This window comes from Chryseobacterium bernardetii (assembly GCF_003815975.1).
Lineage (GTDB): Bacteria > Bacteroidota > Bacteroidia > Flavobacteriales > Weeksellaceae > Chryseobacterium > Chryseobacterium bernardetii.
Window position 1 is genome coordinate 1200554 of sequence record NZ_CP033932.1, and the last position, 24763, is coordinate 1225316.

Genomic DNA, 24763 nt, shown 5'->3' on the forward strand with positions numbered 1-24763 from the left:
TATTATTCATTAAATATTACTCTTTATTTTGTCTGATTCTTATAAATTAGCATTAAGAAATCACCCCGCTTCCAATCAGTTCTTCATCAATATACCATGAAGCAAACTGTCCTTCAGCAATAGCAGATTGTGGCTCTTCAAATTCAATATAAAAAGCATCTTCAAACTGATAAAGAGTGGCTTTCTGTAAAGGCTGTCTGTATCTGAATCTGGCCATTACTTCCATAGTTTCTCCATTTCGAAGTCTAAGGTCCTCACGAACCCAGTGAAGCTCAGAATTGTCTATTTTAAGGGCCTTTTTATAAAGCCCCGGAAAATGACTTCCTTCTCCGACAAAGAGAATATTGTTTTCCATATCTCTGGAGACGATAAAGCAACTTTCTTTATGGCCGCCTATTCCTAATCCTTTACTTTGACCGATCGTGAAAAATTGCGCACCTTGATGCTTTCCAATGACTTTTCCGTCAGCTTTTTTATAATTGATTTTCCTTGATAAGAATTGTAATTCTTCTTCTTTCGTTGAAAATTCAGGAGTTTCTTCAGCAAATAGAGGAGAATCTTTGAAAATTTCTACAATTTCTCCTTCGTTTGGCTTCAATTGCTGTTGTAAAAACTGCGGCAGGCTAACTTTTCCGATAAAACATAATCCCTGAGAATCCTTTTTATCCGCCGTTACCAACCCAATTTCTTTTGCAATCTCTCTCACCTGAGGCTTGGTAAGTTCTCCGATAGGAAATAATGCTTTTGATAGCTGATCCTGGCTTAGCTGGCAAAGGAAATAAGACTGGTCTTTATTGTTATCCTTTCCGGCCAGAAGATGGAAAATTTCTTTTCCATTTTCATCGATAGTAGAATGTACTCTGGCATAATGTCCTGTAGCTACTTTATCAGCTCCTAAAGACATGGCTGTCTTCATAAAAACATCGAATTTTACTTCTCTGTTACACAAAACATCGGGATTCGGGGTGCGTCCTTTTTCATATTCAGCGAACATATAATCTACAATACGTTCCTTGTAAAGTTCGCTCATATCAATTACCTGAAATGGGATTCCCAATTTCTGGGCTACCATCAAAGCGTCATTACTGTCTTCGATCCACGGACATTCATCTTCCAGGGTTACCGAAGCATCATTCCAGTTTCTCATAAACAAAGCCACCACATCATGACCTTGCTGTTGTAGCAAATATGCTGTAACACTGGAGTCTACACCTCCGGAGAGGCCTACTACTATTTTCATTATATTTCAATTTTACGAAACTCTTAACGGGAGTTCTTAGTTTGACGCGGCAAAAATACAACTAATAAATTCGTAAAAAAACCATAATTTTAAACATTGATAAAAACGATATTAATATAAACACCAGCATCATAAAGTTTTCAACATCAAAAATAGGATGATACGAATGGTGTATTTTAGAACAAAATAAAATATTTAAATATGAAAAAGTTTATTATTTCCATAATGCTGATCGTTTCCGGATCTGCATTTTCCCAGGTTTCAATAGGAACGCCGGTACAAGAAAATAACAGATGGACTTTTGGAGGTGGAATAGGTCTTGGATTCGGAAGTAACAGTTCTTTCTATCTGCAGGCTTCACCAAGAGTGGGCTACCGCCTTACTGAAGATCTTGAAGCCGGAGCTGTGGGAAGTGTTTCCTGGCAGACTTCAGATTATTATAGATCCACCATGTTCGGAATTGGGCCTTTTGCCAATTATTATATTGCCCGTTCATTTTATTTAAGTGCCAATTTTCAGCATTATTTTATCAATTATAAAGACAAATATTACGATTATAAATACAACAGAGAAGAAAATGCCTTATACCTTGGTGGCGGATATATGCAGAGAATCGGGAATAATTCCTTTATGCAGATCGGTTTAATGTATAATGTACTCTGGAAAGAAAATTCAAGTGTATTTTCAAATGGTTTAGTCCCGAATATTGGGTTTGTGGTAGGGCTTTAGTCGTTATTGAGAAACTCAGCAGGATTAAATTTTATCGGAGATAAAATCCTCGCGCTTTAAAAACGTAGCGCATCTAAAAATCTTTGCGCCTTGGCGTTTCAAACAAAAACTGTTATGTTTAAATATTAATCTCGCAGATTTTCCAGATAACGCAGATAATGTTAACCATTACAATGTTAGTATTCATAGAGATGGAATTTAGCTCATCTTACAAAAAAGATAACATCAAATTGGCTTTAGTCCAAACCTATATCAAAGCAAAAACACCGGGAATTTCCCGGTGTTTTTTATTGAAATTTAATTATTTATTTAATATTAAGAAGATTTCTCAGCAGCTGAAGACTTCTTAGGTTTGGAAGTTTTTCCTACCAATCCGTCTTTCGCTTCATTAAGGTCAAGAACTACAGTTTCTCCTTCATTAAGTTGTTTATTTACGAGCATTTCAGCCAATAAGTCCTCAATGTATTTCTGGATAGCTCGTTTCAATGGTCTTGCACCGAAGTCTTTATCCCAACCTTTTTCAGAAATAAAGTCTTTAGCTTCATCCGTTAATTCCACTTTATACCCTAATTTTTCAAGTCTGCCATACAGTTTATTCAGTTCAATATCAATAATTTTCTTGATATCATCCTGTACAAGAGAGTTGAAGATAATGATATCATCAATTCTGTTTAAGAATTCCGGAGCAAATGCCTTTTTAAGGGCGTTTTCAATGGTACTTCTTGCTCTTGTATCTGAAGTTGACTTTTTAGCAGATGTTCCGAATCCTACACCATCTCCGAAATCTTTAAGATCTCTTGTTCCGATATTGGAAGTAAGAATGATAATAGTATTTCTAAAGTCGATTTTTCTGCCTAAACTGTCTGTAACGTGACCTTCATCAAGGATCTGTAACAGGATATTGAATACATCCGGATGAGCTTTTTCAATCTCATCTAAAAGAACCACAGCATAAGGCTTTCTTCTCACAGCTTCAGTTAACTGTCCACCTTCTTCGTATCCAACATATCCCGGAGGAGCACCTACCAATCTTGAAACAGCGAATTTTTCCATGTATTCACTCATATCAATTCTGATCAATGCTTCATCAGAATCAAATAATTCTCTGGCCATTACCTTAGCCAGCTCAGTTTTACCAACTCCGGTTGTACCCAGGAAGATAAATGTACCGATAGGGCGGTTTGGATCTTTAAGACCGGCTCTGTTTCTTTGAATTGCCTTAACCACTTTTTTCACAGCGTCTTCCTGGCCGATTACTTTGCCGTTCAGCTTTCCGTCCATGTTGGCTAGTTTGTCAAGTTCATTCTTACCAACTTTTGTTACAGGAACTCCACTCATCATAGAAACCACTTCTGCTACATTTTCTTCAGTTACGGTTTCTTTTTTCTCTTTTACATCCTTATCCCACTTTTCCTGAGCGGCATTCAGCTCCATCTGAAGACGTTCTTCTTCATCCTTAAGCTTTCTTGCTTCCAGATAATCCTGTGCTTTTACAGCTTTTTGCTTCAATTCCTTGATCTCTTCAATTTTCTTTTCAAAATCAATGATCTCGGTAGGAACTTTCATGTTTTTGATATAAACTCTTGATCCTGCTTCGTCCATTGCATCAATAGCTTTGTCCGGCAAGAAACGGTCTGTAATATATCTCGATGTCAGATTGACACACGCTGCAATAGCTTCAGGGGTATAAATTACATTGTGGTGCTCTTCATACTTATCCTTGATCTGGTTCAGAATCTGAATGGTTTCTTCAATAGAAGTAGGTTCCACCATTACTTTCTGGAATCTTCTTTCTAAAGCTCCGTCTTTTTCAATATACTGACGGTATTCATCAAGAGTAGTAGCTCCGATGCATTGAATTTCGCCCCTTGCTAACGCGGGTTTGAACATATTGGATGCATCTAAGCTTCCTGTAGAACTTCCAGCTCCTACAATAGTGTGAAGCTCATCAATGAATAGGATAACATCCCTATTTTTTTCAAGTTCAGTCATGATCGCCTTCATTCTTTCTTCAAACTGGCCACGATACTTAGTTCCTGCCACTAAACTGGCAAGATCTAATGTAATAACACGTTTTCCGTAAAGAACTCTGGAAACTTTCTTCTGCTGAATTCTTAAAGCTAATCCTTCCGCAATCGCAGATTTACCAACTCCAGGTTCTCCGATAAGGAGCGGGTTGTTTTTCTTTCTGCGGGATAAGATCTGAGATACTCGCTCAATTTCTTTCTCACGTCCGATTACAGGGTCTAATTTTCCATCCCTTGCTAAAGATGTTAAATCTCTACCAAAGTTGTCTAATGTAGGAGTTTTGCTTTTTGCAGAGCCTAAATTTCCCGTAGGCTTTCTCATTTGCTCAAATTCCTCTCTTTCATCATCGTCATCATAAGCACTCATTTGTGGTGACTGCCCGGAATTTTTAAGCATAGTCTGGTACTCTCTTGAAACACCTTCATAGTCGATGTCATAAGCTCCCAAAATATTTGAAGTAGGATCCTCATATTTATATAGAATACCTAAAAGCAGGTGAACGGTATTAATTTCATTGCTTTTGTACTGTCGGCATTCTAACTCCGCACGTTTAATAGCATGATCTGCCATTTTGGTGAAAGAAATATTGGTAACCTCCTCAGAAATAGGATTAAGACTTGCTGTATTTAGAGTTTCAATTTTTCTTCTGATTTGTGTTAAATCCGCATTGAGGTTTTGAAGGATTTCTTTTGCAGAGTTTTCCGTTTTTATAATACCTAAAAGTAGATGTTCTGTATTAAGAAATTCACTTTTCAGCCTCTTAGCTTCGCTTTTGCTTTGTTTGAACACCTGGCTCAAACCTTGTGAAAACTTATAATCCATAATATATCTCATTAGAATAAAAGCAACATTGCCATTTATTCATTATCTAAATTACAAATATTTTACCAAAAATCAATAAATGACTTTATGGCAGAAAAAATTTTATTATCTTATTGAAAATGATTAAGTTTGTTATTCTTAAATGATTTTATTGGCAGAAAAAAATTTATTATCTTATTAAAAATGATTAAGTTTGTTATCCTTAAAAAATCTCAATGAATCCTGAAATTACCACTTATATCGGATACTCAGCCTCAGTTTTTATCGTATTGAGTTTCATTCTGAAAGATGTAAGAAAGATCAGAGTTGTTAACATGATCGGATGTATCTGTTTTGTCATTTATGGCTTCTTTAGCGGACCATTATGGCCGGTTATCATTCCGAACGGACTTATCTGCTTTATTCAGGTTTATCATTTATTGCTTGGGAAAAAAGCTTAATGAAGAAAAAAATCATCATATCCGCCTTCAGTAATTTGTATACAGACCAGCGTATTGAAAAGATATGCCGTACTTTATATGAAAATGGCTATGAAATTGATTTGATAGGAAATGACTGGAATGGAGCGGAAGAAATACAGCGCCCATATTCATTCTCACGTATCCATCTGGCCTCAAAAAGTCTGAAGACAGCTTATCTTGAATTTAACTGGAAGCTGTACCACATACTTAAAAAAAAAGCAGATCAGAATACAATTCTTCATGCCAATGATATTGACGCGTTATACCCTAATTATCTTATTGCGCGGAAACTGAATATTCCATTGGTTTTTGACAGCCATGAAATTTTTTCGGAAATGCCTGCTGTTCAGGGTAAAATGTCACAAAAGCTGTGGCGGTATGTTGAAAAGACTGTTATTCCAAACCTAAAATGGATGATTACCGCAAGTGGAAGCTATGGAAAATGGTTTGAAAAAAAATATGGCATAGATCCGGTAATTGTTCAAAATGCTCCGAGAGAGATAGGTTTTACTGATGATCTTCCTGAAAATAATCCTAAAATACTTTTATACCAAGGTGCTGTCAATCCTTTCAGGGGAATTGATAAAGTAATCCTTGCCATGCATTATCTGGATCATGTACAGTTGAAAATTGCAGGCGATGGTCCAAGAAAAAAAGAATATGAAGAGCTTGTGATAAGGGAGAAGCTTGAGCATAAAGTTCAGTTCCTGGGAAAATTAAAGCCTGAAGATTTAAGAAAGGTAACATTAACTGCCGACTGTGGGATGAGCATTGAAGAAAATGGAGGAGAAAGCTACCTGTATTCTTTACCTAATAAAGTTTTGGATTGTATTCAGGCCAGGGTTCCTTTAATCCTTTCCAATCTTCCCGAACTTAAGAATATTAAAGATCAGTTTGATGTTGGTGAACTAATCAAAGATCACCAGCCGGAAAATATTGCCGCAGCTGTAAACAAAGTATTGGCAAAAGGAAGGGGTAATTATCAGCTGGAGTTGGAAAAGGCAGCTAAGGTGCTTCGCTGGGAAAATGAAGAAATAAAGTTATTGCAGGTTTTTCGGAAGGCTTCTAATGCATCAGGCTTTAAGGGATAGACTGTTTCATGATATAATATTCAGAAAATGACTTATGGTTTACGGCTTTAGGTCTAATGCATAATTTACTATCTTTGCACAAGAAATTTGATTAAAATGACCATTAAGGAAAAACAGCAGGAAATAATTGACGAATTTGCTTTTCTTGACGACTGGGAGCAGAAGTATGAGTATATTATTGATCTTGGAAAAGAACTGAAAGGACTTCCGGACGATAAGAAGACAGAGGAAAATCTCATAAAAGGCTGCCAGAGTAAGGTTTGGATAGATGCTGAATTTAAAGATGGTAAACTTTTCTTTAATGCAGATTCAGACGGAATTTTACCAAAAGGTATTGTTTCTCTTCTGGTGAGCATTTACAGTGGGCATTCTACCCAGGAAATCTTAGATTCTGATTTTGAATTCATTTCAGAGATCGGACTGCAGGAATTTCTTTCCCCATCCAGGGCTAATGGATTGATGGCCATGACTAAACAGATCAAATTTTACGCAGTAGCTTACCAGCTGAAATCATAATCGTGACCAGAATTTTAGCATATCGTTTTTCTGCATTTGGAGATGTTGCCATGACAGTTCCTGTTTTTAAGGAATTTTTAGAACAAAATCCAGGTGTAGAGATCGTCATGGTTTCCAGAAAGAATTTTGAAGCTTTGTTTGCAGGTATTCCTAATGTTATATTTAAAGGAATTAATGTTGATGACTATAAAGGCTTTTTTGGGCTGAGAAAATTGGGCGATGAGTTAATTAAAGAATTCAAACCGGACTATATTGCCAATCTTCATGATGTGATCAGAACCAAGATTCTGGATAGGATTTATAGAAGAAAAGGGCTGAAGGTCTTCAAAATAGATAAAGGAAAAGAAGAAAAAGAACATCTTACCGATGTCTGGAATCTGAATAAGGTTCAATTGAAGAAAACAGTTGAACGGTATGCAGATGTTTTCCGGGAAATGGGCTTTAAAGTGGAGCTTTCACAAAAACTCAGACCGGTTTCTGAGCATAAATCAGGAATTGGTTTTGCGCCTTTCGCACAGCACAAAGGAAAGATGCTTCCGCTGGAGAAATCATTTGAACTGGCAAGGCTGTTGGCTCAAAAACATACAGTATACTTCTTTGGAGGCGGGAAAAAGGAAACAGAAACCCTTGAATCCTGGGAAAGTAAAATCCCTAATACCAAAAGTCTTTCCGGAAAATTAAGCCTTACAGAAGAACTTCAGAAGATCTCAGAACTGGAGGTCATGATTTCTATGGACTCCGCCAATATGCATTTGGCAAGCCTTATGGGAACCCGATGTGTTTCTATCTGGTGTGAAACGCATCCTTACGCTGGTTTTTTAGGATTCGGGCAGAGTGAAGAGGATGTGGTGCAGGTAAAAGATCTTTCCTGCAGGCCGTGTTCAGTTTTTGGGGATAAAGAATGTTACAGAGGAGACTGGGCTTGTCTTGAAGAGTTTACTATTCAGAAGGTTATTGAGAAAATCTGACATCATGAAACTTTCAATCTGCATTCCTGTCTATAATTTTGATGTCCGTGAATTGGTTTTTGATTTAAAAAAGGAAATTGACAGTCAGAAAATTGATGCTGAAATTATATTGATAGATGATGCTTCTGATGCCGCTTTTAAATCAATTAACGAAGAACTTCAGGACCAGGTGGAAAAGCTGGTTTTCCTGAATAAAAATATCGGACGTTCCAGGATTCGCAATCTTTTTCTACAATATTCTTTGGGGGAATATCTTTTATTCCTTGATTGCGACGTTAAAATTCCCGGAAAAAGATTTCTGTGGAATTACATATCTGAAATAAATAAACATCCGGATTTAGAACTTATTTACGGCAGTTTTACAATTGATCCCAAATATGCATCAACTCTCAGAAACAGGTATTCTGTGGAAAGAGAAATCTTTTCTGGCAACCGGTCTTATGATTTTGCACTATTTAAAACCGTGAATTTTATTATCTCAAAAAAAATTCTTGAAAAATTTCCTTTTGATGAAACGCTGACGGAATATGGATACGAAGATTTCGTTTTCGCCAAACTCCTGGAACAAAATGAAGTAAAATTCCTGGCAATGGCTAACCCTGTTATTCATATTGATGATACTAATAATGCCATTTTTCTGGGTAAAGCAGAAATAGGGATGGAGTCTTTATTCAGGCTTTCAAAAAATCCAATAAACAAAGCCTTTATTAAAGATATTAAAGTGTATAAGGCTGCTGTAATATTGAAGCGGTTGGGGCTTATTCCTCTGTTTCTCTCTATTTACAAGATTTTGGAGGAAAAAATAAGAACTAATCTTCTTTCAGGAAATCCGAATATACGGTATTTTGATTTCTATAAATTGAATGTGTTGGCAAGAAAGATGAAATAAATTACAGAAAATAATAAAAAAATCTCCCAGAAATCTGAGAGATTTTGTGGGTCCTAAGGGATTCGAACCCCTGACCCTCTGGGTGTAAACCAGATGCTCTGAACCAACTGAGCTAAGAACCCGAATTTTTTTTAAAGGTTTCGTTTCCTTTCTGTGGGTCCTGAGGGATTCGAACCCCCGACCCTCTGGGTGTAAACCAGATGCTCTGAACCAACTGAGCTAAGAACCCGAATTTTTTTTAAAGGTTTCGTTTCCTTTTCTGTGGGTCCTGAGGGATTCGAACCCCCGACCCTCTGGGTGTAAACCAGATGCTCTGAACCAACTGAGCTAAGAACCCTCTAGACTTTTTTGTTGTTTTCTCGTTTAGAGTGGTGCAAATATACAACTTATTCTTTAAACTCTAAATTTTTTTCTAAAAAATCTCCAACAATGAAGTTGCTTCCGCCAATAAAAATCATTTCTTCACTTGTACATCGTTCTTTTGCAGATAGATACGCTTCCTGTACGGAATTAAAAATTTTATAAAAAATTTTCGCTTCCTGAAGAAGTTTTTCGTAATCTTCAGGGTGTCTTCCCCTGTTAATAGATGGTTTGGCAAAATAAAACTCAGAATTTTCAGGAAGTAAATTCATCACTTCATCTATTTTTTTATCATTTACAAATCCCAAAATGACATGCTTGCGCCTGTTAATAGAGTTTAATTGAGAAAAAACATACTCTAATCCTGCCTGATTATGCCCCGTATCACAGATCGTAAGCGGGTCTTTTGAGAACTCAAACCAACGTCCAATGAATCCTGTATTTTTGTGAACATTCAATAAACCATTCTCAACATTCTTATCTGTAATATTGATGCCTTGTTTTCTTAATTCCTCAATGATAGACAGAACCACACGGATGTTTTTTCTCTGATAATTTCCTTTCAGGTCAGAAGCAAGGTCAGTATGAAGAAGGGTAGCATCTATAAAAGAAGCCTCTTCCTTCATTGCTTTTTCTCTGATGATTGCTTTTACAGCTTCATTTTCATCTCCCGAAATAATTGGAACACTCTTTTTAATGATTCCGGCTTTTTCTGCTGCAATTTCTTCAATCGTGTCCCCTAATATATTCTGATGATCGAGCTGCACGTTTGTAATTGCAGAAGCCAGAGGCTTTATAATATTTGTAGAGTCCAGCCTTCCGCCTAATCCCACTTCAATAATGGCATAATCTACCTGCTGCTGATAAAAATATTCAAAAGCCATAATGGTGGTGAATTCAAAAAAAGATGGACGGATATCCTCCGGGATATTTTTAAGTTTTTGAATAAAATCAAAGACAAACTCTTTATGACAGTTTTTACCATTTACCTTAATACGTTCTGTAAAATCAATAAGGTGCGGGGAATTATATAAGCCTACTTTGTAACCTACCTCCTGAAGGACAGATGCCAGCATGTTGCTGGAAGATCCCTTTCCATTGGTACCTCCAATGTGGATACATTTTATTTTATCCTGAGGGTTCCCAAAGTAAGCACAAAGCTTTGTAATATTGTCAAGTCCCGGTTTATAAGCCTTCTGCCCATCTATCTGATAGTTGGGCATCTGCACGAAAAGCCAGTCGATAGCTTCCTGATATTGTTCGTTTGTCATGATACAAAATTCTCAAAAGTTTTATTAAAATGAAACTATTTTTTTCAATCTGTAACTTTTTTATATTTACTTCGTCTAATAGGGAAAAATCTTAATATGAAATCGCCATGATTGCAATCACAAATACTGATGACATCACACGATTCTATATGACCATTAAAAACAAATAAACATCTACATAATATGAAAAAAGTTTGGATTATCGTTTTTGGATTAGGTTCTCTGGGTTTAAGCGCTCAGAAGAAGTGGTCCTTAAAAGAATGTGTAAGCTATGCAGTGGAGCATAATCTTCAGGTTATCCAAAATCAATATACCAAGCAGAACCAGGAATATAATCTTAAGGCTGCCAAAAAAGACTATTTACCTTCCGTATCGGGAAGTATGATGAATGGAGTGAGTTTTGGACAGGGATCATTAGGAGCAGGAAGTTATAGAAACGACAGATTCAATAACAGTGTTGGAGTAAGTGCTGATGTTTTGGTCTATAATAATGGAAGGCTGGAGAAGAATGTAAGAAAACTTCAGTTTGATGTAGAAGCCAGCCAATATGATATTGAAGCCATCAAAAATGATATTTCTGTACAAATTGCTCAGCAATATTTAACAGCTTTATTGAATAAAGAAATTGTAAAAATTTCCCAAAGTGCTGTAGAAAATGCTAAAAAGCAATATGACAGAGCCAAAATAACCACTCAGGTTGGGACTACTGCCCAAACGGTTTTAGCGGAAGCAGAAGCTGCCCTGGCGAGAGAAAAACAAAATCTTAAAACAGCTGAGGTTAATGTAGGGAGAGCTCTGTTTGCAATCGCACAGCTTTTACAGCTTTCAGATTATAAAGATTTTGATGTGGAAAATGTAGATGTTCCTGAAGCACTGGATTCCCAGTTGGTAACTGCTGATGAGGTCCTTACAAAAGCCTATGATGTACAGCCTCAGATAAAAGCAGCCGAAAGCAGGATAAGATCTGCCGAAGCACAGACTGAAGTGAGCAAAACAGCATTCTGGCCTACATTAACTGCCAGTGCCGGTCTTAATACGTTCTATAATAAATCATTTAATGTTCCTCCTGGAGTTGTACAGGGAACTTTTTTTGAGCAATATAAAGATCAGTTTGGACAGAATGTGGGGTTGTCACTTAATATTCCTATCTTTAATAAAGGGAAAACAAAACTACAGGTTGAGCAGTCTAAATTAAATGAAAGTGTTAGCAAAATCAGCCTTGAACAACAAAAGCAGGCTGTAAGACAGAATATACAGAAAGCTCAGTTTGATGCTGATGCCAATTATGAGTCATACCTTGCTGCATTGGAAGCAGAAAAAAGCTCCAAGCTGGCACTTGATTTTGCAGATAAAAGCTATGCTGCAGGAAAAACAACTATTTATGATGTTAATGTTGCAAGAAATAATTATGCAAATGCACAGGGATCAGTAGCGCAGGCGAAATATAATTATCTTTTCAGTCTTAAACTATTGAATTTCTATGCAGGAATTCCACTAAGTTTATAAAATGTCTATCCAATCGTTAGAAAAATATCTACCACAAAACACACTTAAGTATTTAAAAATTTGGTTTTCAGATTATTATATTCATATAAAAGTCACGCGAAACAGAAATTCTAAACTGGGAGATTACAGAAAACTTCCGGACAACTCCCATGAAATTACGGTAAACTCTACGCTTACCCCACAACTTTTTTTCTTTGTGCTTACTCATGAGCTGGCCCATATGATTGCTTTTGAAAAATATGGAAGAAGAATCTCTCCCCATGGCAATGAATGGAAAGAAACTTTTAGAAATATGCTGCTTGAAAGCCTTGAAATTTATGATGAAGATCTGAAGCCCATCATTGTAAAATTTTCAAAGTCACCAAAGGCAAATTTTATGGCGAGCCCTGATCTTGTAAGATATTTTCATACTGAAAAGCAGGATGATAGGCTCTATTTTATCGAACAGCTTCAAAAAGGAGAATTTTTTATATATCGTAACGAAAAGTATTTGTTGGAGGGTCTGATTAAAAAAAACTATCTTTGTAAGAACCTGGCTACTGGAAGGAAGTATTCTTTCAAACCTTTAGCGAGGGTAGAAAAATGTAGCTAAGAATGTTAAAGTCAGATAGATATTGCGTAATAATGGCAGGAGGAATCGGAAGCAGATTCTGGCCTATGAGTACACAGAAATTTCCAAAACAATTTCAGGATATTTTAGGAACTGGGCGTACCATGATTCAGCAAACTTATGATAGAATCAGTAAGATAATCCCAAAAGAACATATATTCGTTATTACGAACAAAGAATATGTTGCACTTTCCCATCAGCAACTTCCGGAAATACCTGAAGAAAATATCGTAGGGGAACCTCTGATGAAAAATACAGCAGCCTGTAACCTTTACATGGCCAATAAAATTGCTGAAATTAATCCAAATGCAACCATGATTGTTCTTCCTGCAGATCATCTGATCCTGAAAGAAGATGTTTTTCTGGAAAAAGTAATGCTGGCATTTGATCTGGCTTCCAAACATGACTATCTGGTAACATTAGGAATTACCCCTACAAGACCTGATACGGGCTATGGATACATTCAGTTTGTGGAAAAGAAAAACTCAGAATATTTCAAAGTAAAAATATTTACTGAAAAACCGATTCTCGAAATTGCTCAAAGCTTTCTCGAAAGTGGTGATTTCCTTTGGAATGCTGGAATATTTATTTGGAATATCAAAAGTATTCAGCATGCTTTTGAAATGTATCTCCCTGAAATGACACAGCACTTTATGGCTTGCGAATATAATTCTGAAAAAGAAAACAGCTGTATAGAGACCATTTATCCTAAGGTTCAGAAAATTTCCATCGATAACGGGATTTTAGAGAAGGCTAAGAATGTATATGTTATACCATCAGATCTAGGCTGGAGTGACCTGGGAACATGGACTTCAGTGTATGAAAATACAGAAAAAGATAAGGATGGAAATGCGGTGAAGCTGAAACATTTACTTGCTTATAACTCAAAAGGAAACATTATCCGTTTAAAAAATAATAATAAAGCCGTCATTATTGATGGTCTTGAAAACTATATTGTGGTAGATACTGATAAAGCGCTTCTTATTTGCCCAAGGGATAATGACCAATTAATCAAGGATTATGTTCTTGATCTGAAAAATTTCAAGAAGGGAGATAAATTTATGTAGTATTTGGTATCTTTTATGCTTATTTTTAGGCTATGATTAAATTTGCACTCCGATTTACGACCCTGATACTTTTACTTTTTACTATCCTTGGATATGCTCAGGACAAGAAAAAGTTTTCGAGTATCCCTAATATATTACAGAGAATAGAACCTGGCGCTAATGTAGATTCATGGGTATTGGTATATAATAACTACGGAAAAGGAGAGGAGATCAAAATATCTGGTGGTAAGATAAACTATACACCTCAGTTCTCCGGATTTAATCTGTTCCCCAGTGAAGACAGTTTTTATTATATTGCTTATTCTTCAGGAGGGAAAATTAATTACATTCTTGATACGGAAGCCTTGAAGACTTTTGTGGGAAAGATAGACAATGCTCAGGAAGCAGCAATAATATTGGCTGCTGATGGTTATATGGTGGATGAAGAATTTAAGGATCTAGCAGGGAATTATCATGAAGATCAAAAGAACTATTATCTGGATCTTGGAAAACTGACTTCACAGGAATGTCCTTATCAGAAAACACACTATACATTAACGGTAAATAAGGCAACCGGCCTTGTAACAAATGTAAAGGATAACGGAACCTATATTGAACTCTACAATAAAAAATGTGCTAATAACCCAAGACTTTTAAAAGTCGAGAAAAAAGAAGAACCAAAGAAAGATGAATCCTCCAAAACATCCAAGCGCAGATAAAACTTATGAAACTGAGCGTTTAATACTTCGTCCGATGTCTTCAGAAGACAGGGATTTTATTTTTGATCTTTATAACAGACCAAAATTTATTCAGTATATCGGAAATCGAAATGTGAATACTGCTGAAGATGCTGAAAACTATATTCTGAACAGATTTGTTCCACAGATTGAAAGACTTGGATATGGAAACTATCTTTTAATAACCAAGGACAGTAACGAAAAAATAGGAGCAGTAGGAATCTTTGAAAGAGAAGGGCTTGATGTTGTAGATATCGGATATTCTCTGCTGGAAGAGTTTGAAGGCAAAGGATATGCTTTTGAAGCAGCTCAAAAAGTGAAATCCATTGGGATGGATGAATTCGGATTGGCTAAAATATCTGCCATTATTTCAAAAGAAAACCTTTCTTCACAAAAACTGATTGAAAAACTAGGCCTGAAGTTGAAGAAATTTGTTACCCTTCCCGGTGAAACAGAAGAGTTAAACTATTACGAAACAGAATAAAAAAATATTCACAAATAGCCTGTTTTTTAGTGTTATTTGTGAATATTTTGTGCTTTTTGTTTAAAATTACCCTTCTAAGATCTGCTCAGCAGCAGTTTTGGAAGTTACTTTTTCAATAACTCTGGTACAAACTCCTTTTTCATCAAAAATAAACGTGGTTCTCACAATTCCCATATATGTTTTACCAAATGTCTTTTTCTCTTGCCAAACTCCAAATTTTTCAATAATATCACGGTTTTCATCTGCGATAAGATCATAAGGAAAAGCAAATTTACTATGGAAGTTTTTCTGCTTTTTTACAGAGTCTCCACTCACACCCAGTAACTGATATCCGGCTTTTTCAAGTTTGGAATAATTATCACTAAGATTGCAGGCTTCAACGGTACAGGTTGGAGTATTGGCCTGTGGATAAAAGAAAACAACTAGCTTTTTTCCGATTAAATTTGATGAAGATATGGTTTCTCCATCCTGATTGGTTCCTTCAAATTGAGGTAATTTATCTCCAACTTTCAGCATAATGATTTATTTTTGTTCAAATTTAAGGGTAAAATGACAAAAAAGCAAAGAGCTGAACTCGTTCAGAGAGAACTGGATAAATTATATCCCACAACACCTATTCCTTTGGATCACACCGATCCTTATACTCTAATGGTGGCTGTAGCCCTTTCTGCACAAACAACGGATAAAAAGGTGAATGAAGTTACCCCAAACCTTTTCGAGGTCGCCGGAACTCCACAGAGAATGGCTAAGCTGGAAGAGTATCAGATCAAAGAATTAATTAAAGAAATAGGACTATCCAATACCAAGGCCAAGAACTTAAAGAGAATGGCCGAACTTCTGCTGGAGAGGCATAATGGTATTGTTCCGCAGACTTATGAAGAATTAGAGGCACTTCCGGGCGTTGGACATAAAACGGCATCGGTGGTAATGAGCCAGGGTTTTGGATTTCCTGCTTTTCCGGTTGATACTCATATTCACCGCCTGATGACGCAATGGAAACTTACTTCCGGTAAAAACGTGGTAGAAACAGAGAAGGATGCCAAGAAATTATTCCCGGAAGAAGTATGGAACAAACTTCATCTTCAGATTATTTTCTACGGTAGAGAATATTCTCCGGCAAGAGGAAAAGGAGAGAAGGACTTTATTACCAAAATGATGTTTGAAAAGTAAACGATTTATTGATATAGCATAAAATCTCTTTCAAATGAAGGGATTTTAGTTTATTATTTTTTCCACTCAATATTTCCTCTTAAGTCAAAAAGAACATTATATAGTTTTTTAAGTCCTCTAGTTCCCATCATTCCATAATCACTGATCATTTTTGTTTTCAGATTGTCGTAGGTGATTTTTAAGGTTCCTGTAGCACTGTCAGAATATGCCACGCTATAATTTTCGGCCAAATTCTCAAAATCAATATAATCGAGAATTTCAAGCAGATCTTTATATTGTTCCTGAGAAAGTTTAGACCCGTAATTGCCGGAATATTTTTGAAAATTAACCGTATTGTCATCACCTGCAAGCCATTCTATATCTCGGTTCGATACAATTTTCAAGGTGAATGAAGGACAATTTCCATAGCATGCAGATGCTTCGAATTCTATTTCCAGGATGTTATGTCTTTTGGGATTACTATTTTCCTCTATGAACTCTCCGAATTTATAAATAAGATGATCAGTTTTCAGATCACTGAAATATCCTAGTCTGGAAAGAATCTTATTGCTTTTATATTCTATTTTACAATCTTTTGCAGTTACAAAAGCACAGGGTTCATACAAGCTTCCTTGAGTGATCTTCTTGGTGATAAATTCATTTCCCATATCCAGGATGCAGATTGTTTTAGGTCCGTTACTAGTGTTTCCGGTGATGAGAAGGTCTGTTAACCCGTTTTGATCAAAATCATCCTTTATCCAGGGCTTGAAATTCAGGCTATCAGCGGTGCTTCTACATTGATCCTTATATTGAATTTGATCAGAAACAGTGATGTACTCTGTACTTTTTTCCTCTATGAACTTTTGAATGCTATCTACATTTTGTAGGGAGTCTATCTTGTTGGCTTTTTTATGATTTTGTGAAAAAAAACAAATCGATGTTAAAAAGGATATGATAATAAAGGTTCTTGGAATCATGAAATTCTTGTTTACTTTAAGATTAAATATCCAATAATCGTCTATGATAATTAATCTGTCCTAAATGATAATCCAAATGAGAAAGCAGGTGAATCAGGAAATAACCGGTTGTCATTTTATCTTCAAAAACCACAAGCGGGTATTCCTTTTCCATTGCAGCCTCCGGGAGCTGGTTTAAAACAGAGTCAACCATCGTTGTTGTAGCTTCAATTTTTTCAATGAGTTCAGTTTTTGGGATGTCCTTCAATGAAAATTCAAGCTCACGTTGTCTTACATATCCTGTATTGCCGAGATGTGTGCCAATGAAATGATTAAGGTTTCCAATAAGATGCAGGCAGAGGTTTCCTGCAGAATTGGAAATGTTTTTATCAGTCTTCCAAAGATTTTCTTCGTTCTGATAGGCCCCAATCTCCATTTTTAGTTTGTTTAAGTCTCTTTGATAAAGAGAGCGTAAAGATGCTGTTATCATTGTGAATGGTTTTGAAATTAAAAAATGGGACAAGTGGCCCCATTTATATTGTGTATTATTTTTGTTTTTTCGCCCACAGCTCCATCTTTCTGTTCAAAACATCCAATGGAAGGCATCCCTGGCTTAATACTTCATCATGGAAGCTTGCCAGATTAAACTTATTGCCTAGTTCTTTCTGATATTTTTCTCTCAGCTCACGGATTCTTAAAGATCCTATTTTGTATCCCAGGGCCTGTCCCGGCATAGCCATATACCTTTCCACTTCGGCTATAGCAGCGCCTTCATCATAAGAAATATTGCTCAGGAAATATTTAATAGCTTCTTCTCTGCTCATTTTTCCGGTATGCAAACCTGTATCTACTACTAATCTTACAGCTCTCAGCATCTGATCGCTTAAATAGCCCATTTTCTGGTAAGGATCTGTATATAAACCGAATTCAGGGCCTAAAGTTTCACAATAATGAGCCCATCCTTCACCATAGGCGCCAAACCATCCGAATCTCATGAATTTGGGAAGCTTTGTATTTTCCTGCTGAAGAGAAACCTGATAATGATGGCCTGGAATAGCTTCGTGTAAGAATAAAGACTCCATTCCTGAAGTAACATTGAATTTAGTAGGGTCTGGAAGGGGAACATAGAAAATTCCAGGTCGTTTCCCATCGGGAGTTCCTGGAATGTATTCAGCACTGGCACTGGCCTCTCTGAATTTTTCTGTCTGTCTGATCTCAAACTTTGTTTTTGGTGTCACATTGAACATGGTTTTCAACTTTGGAGTAATCTTCGTCAGAATACTGTTGAATCCATTTAAAACCTCTTTAGAAGATTTATAAGTCATTGCTTTTGGATCTGTTTTCACAAAAGTGATAAACTCTTCCAGAGTTCCTGTAAAGCCAACCTGTTGCTTCACTTTTTCCATTTCTGTGCGAAGCATAGCCACCTGCTGCAGTCCGATTTTGTTGATCTCCTCAGGTGATTTTTTTGTTGTTGTCCAGCTTTTTACATAATAGCCGTAGATTTCATTTCCGTTAGGAAGGCTGTTGTATCCGTCAGTATCTCTCCCTTTTGGTAAATATTCTTTTTCAAGAAAAGTTCCCATTTTAGTATAAGCAGGAATGATTTTCTTTGTGATTGCCTCTTTGTAAAGCGCTGAAAATTTATCTTTTTGTGCCTGAGTGAAGTTTTTGGGGAAATTCTTAATCGGGCCGTAGAATATATTTTTATCCAGGTCCTGAGTCGTGATTTCCTCTGCTTTCATTTGAGGAATCATTTTGATAATCAGTTTTTTAGGAAGTACCACTTTATTGTTGATTCCATCACGGAAATTATCTGCAGCCGCATCCATCCATTCAGGAAATTTGTCCATTCTTTTCAGCCAGTCACTGTAATCTTTTTCTGTTTTGAATGGCTGGCTTCCCTGGCCGCTTCCATACAAGGGGAAGTTTAAAGGAAGACCTCCGAACTGGGTGAAAGGGATGTACTCCGGATGATAAGCATAAGCTTCAATTTTGTCTTTTAAAGTATAGTCCAATACATCGTATACCACTTTATCTTCATCAGAAAGAGCCTTATAGTCTACATTTTCCAGCTGTTTCTGTACTGAATTGTAAAAAGCAATTTCTCCTGAGATGAAATCTTTATCAATATTGATGGGAAGCTGGTCATTGTATCTTGTATCTCCTTGAGCAGTAGCATCTAAAGGGTATAGCTTAAGATACTGTTCATAATAATTGGATGCAATAGAGTCCAGGTTGGTAGGTGTTACCTTCGTAAGAGGAGAATCGCTCTTTTTGCACGAGGCAAGTGCGATCATCAGTCCCAGTCCCAGAATACTTTTCGATAAAATATTTTTCATGTTCAGAATCTTTATAAAACAAAAGTAAGTATTATTGGGATATTCATACCATTGTATGAATTGATTTTAAAAAATAATATTCAAAATCCTTTTCACATTAAATCAATTTTTTATCTTTGTCTAAAACGTTTAACAATCATATTATTACAGTTCTTTTTTAAGAAAAAATGAAAGGGATTTTAAAAATTTACCATCCGGACGAAACGCTAAAATACAATATCAGAAATACTTATTGTAAAGCAGTTTACAGCAACCAGCAACATTTTTTAGAGGTTGAAATTATTACGGATGACAGTTTGGATCATGTAGATGATGATTCATTACAGTACAACTTTCCGCAGCTTTCACTTGAGGTCTTCGATTTCCCTATCGATTCTGCGGAAATAGAAGGAAAAACAATCAAAATCAATGATTCTGACGAAGAAACCTATACAGAGGTAGACCTTTTTGATGATGAAGAGGCTTATATCTATGACAATGAGCTTCTGTTCGAGAAAAATGAAGAAGGAGAACTCCAGGTGATATGGAAGGGAACCATTGATGATTTCTATACCGGATCAGATACTCCGATTCCTTTTAGGCTAAAATGCGAATTCAAGCAGGATGACATTGAAGTAGACGAAGACTAAACGTTATTCATCATTCTTTATTAATACCAATTTCTTTTCAAAATTTCTTTTGGAAAGAAATTTGCTGTTTATAAATCATAACAAACTTTAAGTTGTTTTTAAGCAATTTTTAAGATATCAATTCATAATATTCCACTACATTTGTCGTTGAAACTTTAATAAAATTCACATTTAATGCTGTTAACGGAACTTTCTCAGATTTTATTTGCACAAATCACAACCCCTGCAGTTGCCGCAGACAATTTAGAATTTTCATTCTGGAAGATCATGTTCCACGGAGGAGCCTTCGCTAAAATAGTGATGGTTACCGTATTGCTGTTGGGAGTATTTTCCCTGTATCTGTTTTTTGAAAGATTTTTCTTTATTAAAAGGCTTACCTCAAAGACAGATTCTAACTTCATGAACAATATTGAGGACTTTATTAGAGAGGGAAAAATAGAAGCAGCAGCTGATTATTGCAAAACACAGAACTCTCCGGAAGGAAGAATTCTTGAAAAAGGGATCTCAAGATTAGGACGCCCTGTTTCTGATATCGTAAGCGCAATGGAAGCTCAGGCGCAGGTAGAGGTTGCCAATATGGAGAAAAACCTGAACCTCCTGGCGGTAGTACCGAGTATCGCACCAATGCTGGGGCTTTTGGGAACTGTAATAGGGATGATTATTGCATTCTTTAACCTTTCCCATGCAACTGGATCATTCTCTCCAAAAACTCTTTCAGAAGGTATTTATACCGCTTTAGGGCAAACCGCAGTAGGTCTTGCAGTGGCCATTCCTGCTAACTTCTGCTACAATATTCTTTTAACAAGGATTGATAAGTTTGTATTGAAGGCTCAGAATATGTCAGGAGAATTTTTAGATCTAATCAACAAACCTTTATAAATCTTTCTTAAGATGAAAATTCAGAGAAGAAATAAAGCCAATCCGGAATTCAGTTTAGCAGCGATGACAGACGTTATCCTGTTGATGCTGATATTCTTTATGATTACCTCCTCAGCGGCAAATCAGAGTGCCATAGAGGTGAATCTTCCGAAAGCCGGAGCTGTTGAAGATAATATTCCAAATCCTGTTATTGTAAGCATTAAGCCAGACGGATCTTATTTTGTGGATGATAATCCGGTAAATAAAGGAGAACTGGAGCAGATCATTACAGATAAATTAAATGGGCAGACCAATAAATCTTTCACGATCAGAGCTGATGAAAACACCATGCATAAAGATGTGGTTTTCGTAATGGAAATCGCCGAAAAACATAAATTTAACATTGCTATAGCAACTGTTAAGGATAAATAAATGCTAAGAGTCATTTTTAAAGATGAGAAGCTATACTGCAAACAAAAATGAAGAAAACCGGGACAGGGTAAAAAGTGCGTTGCTTTCTATCCTGATTTGGGCTGCTATTCTGCTTTTTGTTTTCTACTATAAATTAAAACCCGAACTGGATAAAGAACCCGAAGTTGTAACCACTATGCTGGTGAACTTCGGAGACAATAGAAACGGAAACGGTGCGGAGGAACCTGCAGAACAACCGGGAAGCTTAGCGGCTGAAACAGAAGTGGTAACACCAGAACCCGTAGAAGTTCCTGTACCTGAAACTAAAACCGAAGTAAAGCCTGAACCTGTTGTTAAACCTGATCCAAAGAAAGTTGAGGCTAAGGAAAAAGTGATTACCGGAAATAATTCAAAGAATACGGTTGCTAAAAAAGAAGAATCTAAAAAATCAGAAAAAAAGGAAGCTGCAAGTACAAGTACTGCTAAAAATACTAAAAAATCAGGAGCTGTTAAGGCCAATTCAAAAACCGGGAACGGTGACGGGCAAGGAAATGCAGCTATTGGTAAGTTTCTAGGCGGGAAAGGACAGAAACCCGGCGGACAGGGTGATGGAAATGGCCCCGGAAACGCAGGGGATCCATTAGGAGGAGAAGGTAACGGTGATAGTAAAGTAGGAATCGACAGGAAACTCGTAGGGTATATTCCAGGGACGATGGGAAGAGGAGGAGCGCAACCCTCTCACAGTTGCACAGCCAGTGGATCTATAACCATTTCCTATACGGTTGATAAAGCAGGAAATGTGGTGTCGGCAAGAAGGACTGGCGGAATTTCAGATCCTTGTGTGGCATCTACATCCGTTGCCTGGGTGAAGAAATATGTTAAAGCTGAAAAAGCAAGTGTATCCTCTACCGGAACTTATAAAATCACATTCTAAAAAATACAAAAAGCACTTTATTCAAGTGCTTTTTTTAATTCGTTGATTCTGTTAATAATTGGTAAGGCAAAGATTCCGCTGGTCTGAAGATACAATTCATAGAATGTTTTGGCTTTATCCTGAAAGTCTTTATTCTGCTCTTCTCTGCTTTTAAAGTAGAAAAGGTTTCCAAGCATTTCATAATAGTCTTTACGGTCTCTTTCCTGTCTTTCATTAACGAGAGTAATCATTTCTTCTTTTGTCATGGAAGATACTTCCGTAAAGTTCATTTTGAAAATATCTCTCATCAGAGTATCAAAATCCAGCTCTTTCTGCATTAAACTCTCTTCCGGCTTATCCAGGATCAATTTTTCTAATGCCTGTGTTAACTGGCGGATAAGCCGTAGGGTAAATTCTTTATCTGTAATCATAATGGTTTAAGGTTTTTGGTTTAATGTTTAAAGTTGTCTGATCAACGAGTAATCCGTCTTAATTAAGCAAAAAATAAGTAAGCCAACGCAATAGAAGTAATAATACCTACCAGATCCGCCAAAAGCATAGCAATTACCGTATATCTTGTATTCTTAATGGCTACAGCACCAAAATACACTGCAATCACGTAAAATGTAGTATCTGAGCTTCCCTGAAGAACTGCTGCTAATTTCCCCTGGAAACTGTCTGCTCCGAAAGTCGCCATGGTATCTACCATCATTCCCCTTGCTCCTGATCCAGATAAAGGTTTGATGAGTGCTGTAGGAAGTCCGTCCACAAACCTTGGATCCAGGCTGGCAGCATTGGCAACCCATTTCATTCCGTCAATGATAACATCAAAAACTCCGGAAGTTCTTAGAAGGGAAATAGCGATCAGCATTCCAACCAGGTAAGGAATAATCTTTACGCAGGTAGTAAATCCTTCTTTAGCGCCTTCAATAAAGGCATCAAAAACGTTTATCTTTTTATAAACAGCTCCAAGTACAATAGCCAGGAAAATAAAGAGAATAAGCCCGTTACTCAATATTTTACTGAAATCATCAAGTTCGTCTTTGCTAAGTTGTACAAGATAGACAACCAGTAAACCGATTACTGCTGAAATTCCTCCAACATATGCAATAACTACCGGGCGAAGGAGATTGATCTTCTGGTACAAAGAAACAATAATCATAGCAGCCAGGGTTGCAGCAAAAGTAGCAATCATACAGGGCAGAAAGATATCAGTAGGAGTCTTGGATCCCATTGAAGCCCGGATCGCAATAATAGATACGGGAATAAGCGTCATTCCACCTGCGTGAAGACACAGAAACATAATCTGTGAATTACTGGCAGTATCTTTATTAGGATTTAAAGTCTGGAGACTTTCCATTGCTTTTAATCCGAAGGGAGTGGCGGCATTATCCAATCCAAGGAGGTTGGCACTGAAATTCATCAGCATATGCCCAAATGCCGGGTGATTTTTAGGAATGTCAGGAAATAATTTAGAAAAGAATGGTTGAATAAACCTACTTAAAAGGTTAATTCCGCCTGCTTTTTCAGCAATACTCATGAATCCCATGAAAAGGGTCATAATTCCAATTAATCCCAGGCATATTTTTACGGCGGTTTCTGAAGTTCCAATAGCCCCATCAGCTTCCTGAACACGGTAAACTTTTACATTTTGCTTTAAAGAATCTGTTTTATAGTGAATTCTGCTGTCAGCAAAATCATTTTTTTTCATCAGGCTATCCCTCACGATTGGGGACAGTGCATTCATAGGTTGAGTGGCGATCTTCACGGTATCACCACCTTTCCCAACCACCATATCGTTGAAAATGGTCTTGTAATGGCTTGATGAAATGTATTTTATACTGGCAATGGTAATGGCAATGATAATAAATGCCGACCAAATTCTGCTGAGAACCATTCGATTGATTTAATTGTTTAAACTTATCAAAAATACTTTAAACTGCAAAGGTCACAAAAGAATTAAACAACTAAATTTCTGTCGTGTTACTGATAAGAGTATTTAAGTTTTTGAAAACCTTTGATTTTATCTTTTTTATGTTGGTTTATTTTAACGCTATGTTCACAAAGATTTTATAGAGAGATGTAGATTTTTCCGTTCGTAGCCACGTTAGCACTCAGCAGGGTGTATTGGTGGAGCCTTTTGCTGAATGAAATGGCTTTGCAAACGGAAAAATATGTGTAAAGCGTTTAAATTCTTTGCGTATTCCTAACGTTTGAATGAAAAGAATTATTCTTCAAGATAAACAAGGTGCCCCTCAAAATCATCATCCAGGCTTTTCAGCACTTTTGCATCGTCCATTTTTTTAATCAATCCATCTACAAAAAAGCTTTTTTCAAAGAATTGGCGGTGAATTCCGGGTAAAAGCTCCATAAAATAATCCATTCCGAACTTATTGTTGTGAAGATCCATCTTGGTTTCCAGGGGTTGGTTGGGAAACAGCTCTTCATGCAGATCTGTCATTCTTTTACAGAAATCCAGTGCTTTTTTAGGAGAGGAAATTTTGCAGCAGTACATCATGATAAAGCAGCACCATAAAGCATGCCTGAAAGCGTTTCCTATACCATTGTTAGATGCTGTTTCGGGGAATTTTGCCTGTGCGATGGCGAATGCTTTAACAGTAGCGTGAAAGCTGAGTATGGCAAAAAGAGGATGGGGGAGAACAAGTGATAGAAGACGCATGATCTTCTTAAAACTCATACTCCGGATGGTATTGAAAAATATTTTAAAAGTCCTCATAAATGAAAAT

Annotated in this window: 26 protein-coding genes and 3 tRNA genes; 16 read left to right on the forward strand and 13 right to left on the reverse strand. The window is 36.7% G+C overall.

The window, feature by feature from the left end:
• Positions 1-52 precede the first annotated feature (52 nt).
• Entirely contained in the window at positions 53-1240 is a 1188-nt protein-coding gene (mnmA, locus tag EG339_RS05625) for a tRNA 2-thiouridine(34) synthase MnmA (RefSeq protein ID WP_123869251.1), read from the reverse strand.
• 201 nt (positions 1241-1441) lie between these two features.
• Here mnmA and EG339_RS05630 point away from each other — a divergent pair, with 201 nt between their 5' ends.
• Entirely contained in the window at positions 1442-1969 is a 528-nt protein-coding gene (locus tag EG339_RS05630) for a hypothetical protein (RefSeq protein WP_123869252.1), read from the forward strand.
• Between the two features lie 315 nt (positions 1970-2284).
• On the opposite strand, the gene EG339_RS05635 is transcribed toward EG339_RS05630, so the two are convergent.
• Positions 2285-4819: an ATP-dependent Clp protease ATP-binding subunit gene (locus tag EG339_RS05635; protein ID WP_123869253.1), complete on the reverse strand. Its 2535-nt coding sequence runs from the start codon at positions 4817-4819 to the stop codon at positions 2285-2287.
• A gap of 215 nt (positions 4820-5034) precedes the next feature.
• Between EG339_RS05635 and EG339_RS05640 the strand changes: the two genes are divergently transcribed.
• From EG339_RS05640 to EG339_RS05660, 5 genes are all read left to right on the forward strand, one after another.
• The gene (locus tag EG339_RS05640) at positions 5035-5259 is read left to right on the forward strand and encodes a uroporphyrinogen decarboxylase (RefSeq protein WP_123869254.1); all 225 of its coding nucleotides are present in this window, start codon (positions 5035-5037) and stop codon (positions 5257-5259) included.
• Positions 5259-6371, forward strand: a complete 1113-nt coding sequence (locus tag EG339_RS05645) for a glycosyltransferase family 4 protein (protein WP_123869255.1) — start codon at positions 5259-5261, stop codon at positions 6369-6371. The genes EG339_RS05640 and EG339_RS05645 overlap by 1 nt, the downstream gene beginning before the upstream one ends.
• A gap of 96 nt (positions 6372-6467) precedes the next feature.
• A complete protein-coding gene (locus tag EG339_RS05650; protein ID WP_123869256.1) occupies positions 6468-6887 on the forward strand; it encodes a SufE family protein in 420 nt (139 codons plus the stop codon).
• 2 nt (positions 6888-6889) lie between these two features.
• Positions 6890-7855, forward strand: coding sequence for a glycosyltransferase family 9 protein (locus EG339_RS05655; protein ID WP_228458804.1), 966 nt, complete (start codon positions 6890-6892; stop codon positions 7853-7855).
• Between the two features lie 4 nt (positions 7856-7859).
• Complete coding sequence (locus tag EG339_RS05660; protein ID WP_123869257.1) at positions 7860-8744, forward strand: glycosyltransferase family 2 protein; 885 nt, start codon at positions 7860-7862, stop codon at positions 8742-8744.
• A 47-nt stretch (positions 8745-8791) separates the two neighbouring features.
• Here the strand turns inward: EG339_RS05660 and EG339_RS05665 are convergent.
• The 4 genes from EG339_RS05665 to EG339_RS05680 form a co-directional block, all read right to left on the reverse strand.
• Positions 8792-8866 (reverse strand) — tRNA-Val (locus tag EG339_RS05665).
• A 32-nt stretch (positions 8867-8898) separates the two neighbouring features.
• A tRNA-Val gene (locus EG339_RS05670) sits at positions 8899-8973 on the reverse strand.
• 33 nt (positions 8974-9006) lie between these two features.
• Positions 9007-9081: transfer RNA gene (locus tag EG339_RS05675), tRNA-Val, on the reverse strand.
• A gap of 49 nt (positions 9082-9130) precedes the next feature.
• Positions 9131-10375 (reverse strand): bifunctional folylpolyglutamate synthase/dihydrofolate synthase, encoded by a 1245-nt coding sequence (locus EG339_RS05680; RefSeq protein ID WP_123869258.1) that lies wholly within the window; start codon positions 10373-10375, stop codon positions 9131-9133.
• A gap of 183 nt (positions 10376-10558) precedes the next feature.
• Here EG339_RS05680 and EG339_RS05685 point away from each other — a divergent pair, with 183 nt between their 5' ends.
• Genes EG339_RS05685 through EG339_RS05705 form a run of 5 tightly spaced genes read left to right on the forward strand, consistent with a single transcriptional unit; the run spans position 10559 to position 14758 of the window.
• Positions 10559-11881, forward strand: a complete 1323-nt coding sequence (locus tag EG339_RS05685) for a TolC family protein (protein WP_123869259.1) — start codon at positions 10559-10561, stop codon at positions 11879-11881.
• A 1-nt stretch (position 11882) separates the two neighbouring features.
• Positions 11883-12473, forward strand: a complete 591-nt coding sequence (locus EG339_RS05690; RefSeq protein WP_123869260.1) for a SprT-like domain-containing protein — start codon at positions 11883-11885, stop codon at positions 12471-12473.
• A 2-nt stretch (positions 12474-12475) separates the two neighbouring features.
• Positions 12476-13558, forward strand: a complete 1083-nt coding sequence (locus EG339_RS05695; RefSeq protein ID WP_225717089.1) for a mannose-1-phosphate guanylyltransferase — start codon at positions 12476-12478, stop codon at positions 13556-13558.
• A gap of 32 nt (positions 13559-13590) precedes the next feature.
• A complete protein-coding gene (locus EG339_RS05700) occupies positions 13591-14256 on the forward strand; it encodes a hypothetical protein (RefSeq protein ID WP_123869261.1) in 666 nt (221 codons plus the stop codon).
• Positions 14225-14758, forward strand: a complete 534-nt coding sequence (locus tag EG339_RS05705; RefSeq protein WP_123869262.1) for a GNAT family N-acetyltransferase — start codon at positions 14225-14227, stop codon at positions 14756-14758. The genes EG339_RS05700 and EG339_RS05705 overlap by 32 nt, the downstream gene beginning before the upstream one ends.
• Positions 14759-14824: 66 nt before the next feature.
• On the opposite strand, the gene bcp is transcribed toward EG339_RS05705, so the two are convergent.
• Complete coding sequence (gene bcp, locus EG339_RS05710; RefSeq protein WP_123869263.1) at positions 14825-15274, reverse strand: thioredoxin-dependent thiol peroxidase; 450 nt, start codon at positions 15272-15274, stop codon at positions 14825-14827.
• A gap of 33 nt (positions 15275-15307) precedes the next feature.
• On the opposite strand from bcp, the gene EG339_RS05715 reads away from it, so the two are divergent.
• A complete protein-coding gene (locus EG339_RS05715; protein WP_123869264.1) occupies positions 15308-15928 on the forward strand; it encodes an endonuclease III domain-containing protein in 621 nt (206 codons plus the stop codon).
• A 53-nt stretch (positions 15929-15981) separates the two neighbouring features.
• Here EG339_RS05715 and EG339_RS05720 read toward each other — a convergent pair whose 3' ends face one another.
• Genes EG339_RS05720 through EG339_RS05730 form a run of 3 tightly spaced genes read right to left on the reverse strand, consistent with a single transcriptional unit; the run spans position 15982 to position 19205 of the window.
• Positions 15982-16884 carry a DUF6438 domain-containing protein gene (locus EG339_RS05720; protein ID WP_123869265.1) on the reverse strand — a complete coding sequence of 301 codons (903 nt, stop codon included), beginning with the start codon at positions 16882-16884 and terminating at the stop codon, positions 15982-15984.
• 22 nt (positions 16885-16906) lie between these two features.
• Positions 16907-17353, reverse strand: a complete 447-nt coding sequence (locus EG339_RS05725) for a DinB family protein (protein WP_185147666.1) — start codon at positions 17351-17353, stop codon at positions 16907-16909.
• 55 nt (positions 17354-17408) lie between these two features.
• Positions 17409-19205, reverse strand: coding sequence for a DUF885 domain-containing protein (locus tag EG339_RS05730; protein WP_123869266.1), 1797 nt, complete (start codon positions 19203-19205; stop codon positions 17409-17411).
• 167 nt (positions 19206-19372) lie between these two features.
• On the opposite strand from EG339_RS05730, the gene EG339_RS05735 reads away from it, so the two are divergent.
• The 4 genes from EG339_RS05735 to EG339_RS05750 all read left to right on the forward strand — a co-directional run bounded on the left by EG339_RS05735 (position 19373) and on the right by EG339_RS05750 (position 22037).
• A complete protein-coding gene (locus EG339_RS05735; RefSeq protein ID WP_123869267.1) occupies positions 19373-19834 on the forward strand; it encodes a hypothetical protein in 462 nt (153 codons plus the stop codon).
• 174 nt (positions 19835-20008) lie between these two features.
• Positions 20009-20713, forward strand: coding sequence for a MotA/TolQ/ExbB proton channel family protein (locus tag EG339_RS05740; RefSeq protein WP_123869268.1), 705 nt, complete (start codon positions 20009-20011; stop codon positions 20711-20713).
• Between the two features lie 12 nt (positions 20714-20725).
• Positions 20726-21124 carry an ExbD/TolR family protein gene (locus tag EG339_RS05745; RefSeq protein ID WP_047095049.1) on the forward strand — a complete coding sequence of 133 codons (399 nt, stop codon included), beginning with the start codon at positions 20726-20728 and terminating at the stop codon, positions 21122-21124.
• Positions 21125-21146: 22 nt separating this feature from the next.
• On the forward strand, positions 21147-22037 hold the full coding sequence (locus EG339_RS05750; protein WP_123869269.1) for a ferric siderophore ABC transporter substrate-binding protein: 891 nt from the start codon (positions 21147-21149) through the stop codon (positions 22035-22037).
• Between the two features lie 17 nt (positions 22038-22054).
• Here the strand turns inward: EG339_RS05750 and EG339_RS05755 are convergent, their stop codons facing one another.
• The 3 genes from EG339_RS05755 to EG339_RS05765 all read right to left on the reverse strand — a co-directional run bounded on the left by EG339_RS05755 (position 22055) and on the right by EG339_RS05765 (position 24753).
• Complete coding sequence (locus EG339_RS05755; protein ID WP_123869270.1) at positions 22055-22447, reverse strand: hypothetical protein; 393 nt, start codon at positions 22445-22447, stop codon at positions 22055-22057.
• A gap of 62 nt (positions 22448-22509) precedes the next feature.
• Positions 22510-23913 carry a nucleoside recognition domain-containing protein gene (locus tag EG339_RS05760; protein ID WP_123869271.1) on the reverse strand — a complete coding sequence of 468 codons (1404 nt, stop codon included), beginning with the start codon at positions 23911-23913 and terminating at the stop codon, positions 22510-22512.
• 330 nt (positions 23914-24243) lie between these two features.
• Entirely contained in the window at positions 24244-24753 is a 510-nt protein-coding gene (locus tag EG339_RS05765) for a DUF6973 domain-containing protein (RefSeq protein ID WP_123869272.1), read from the reverse strand.
• Positions 24754-24763 lie beyond the last annotated feature (10 nt).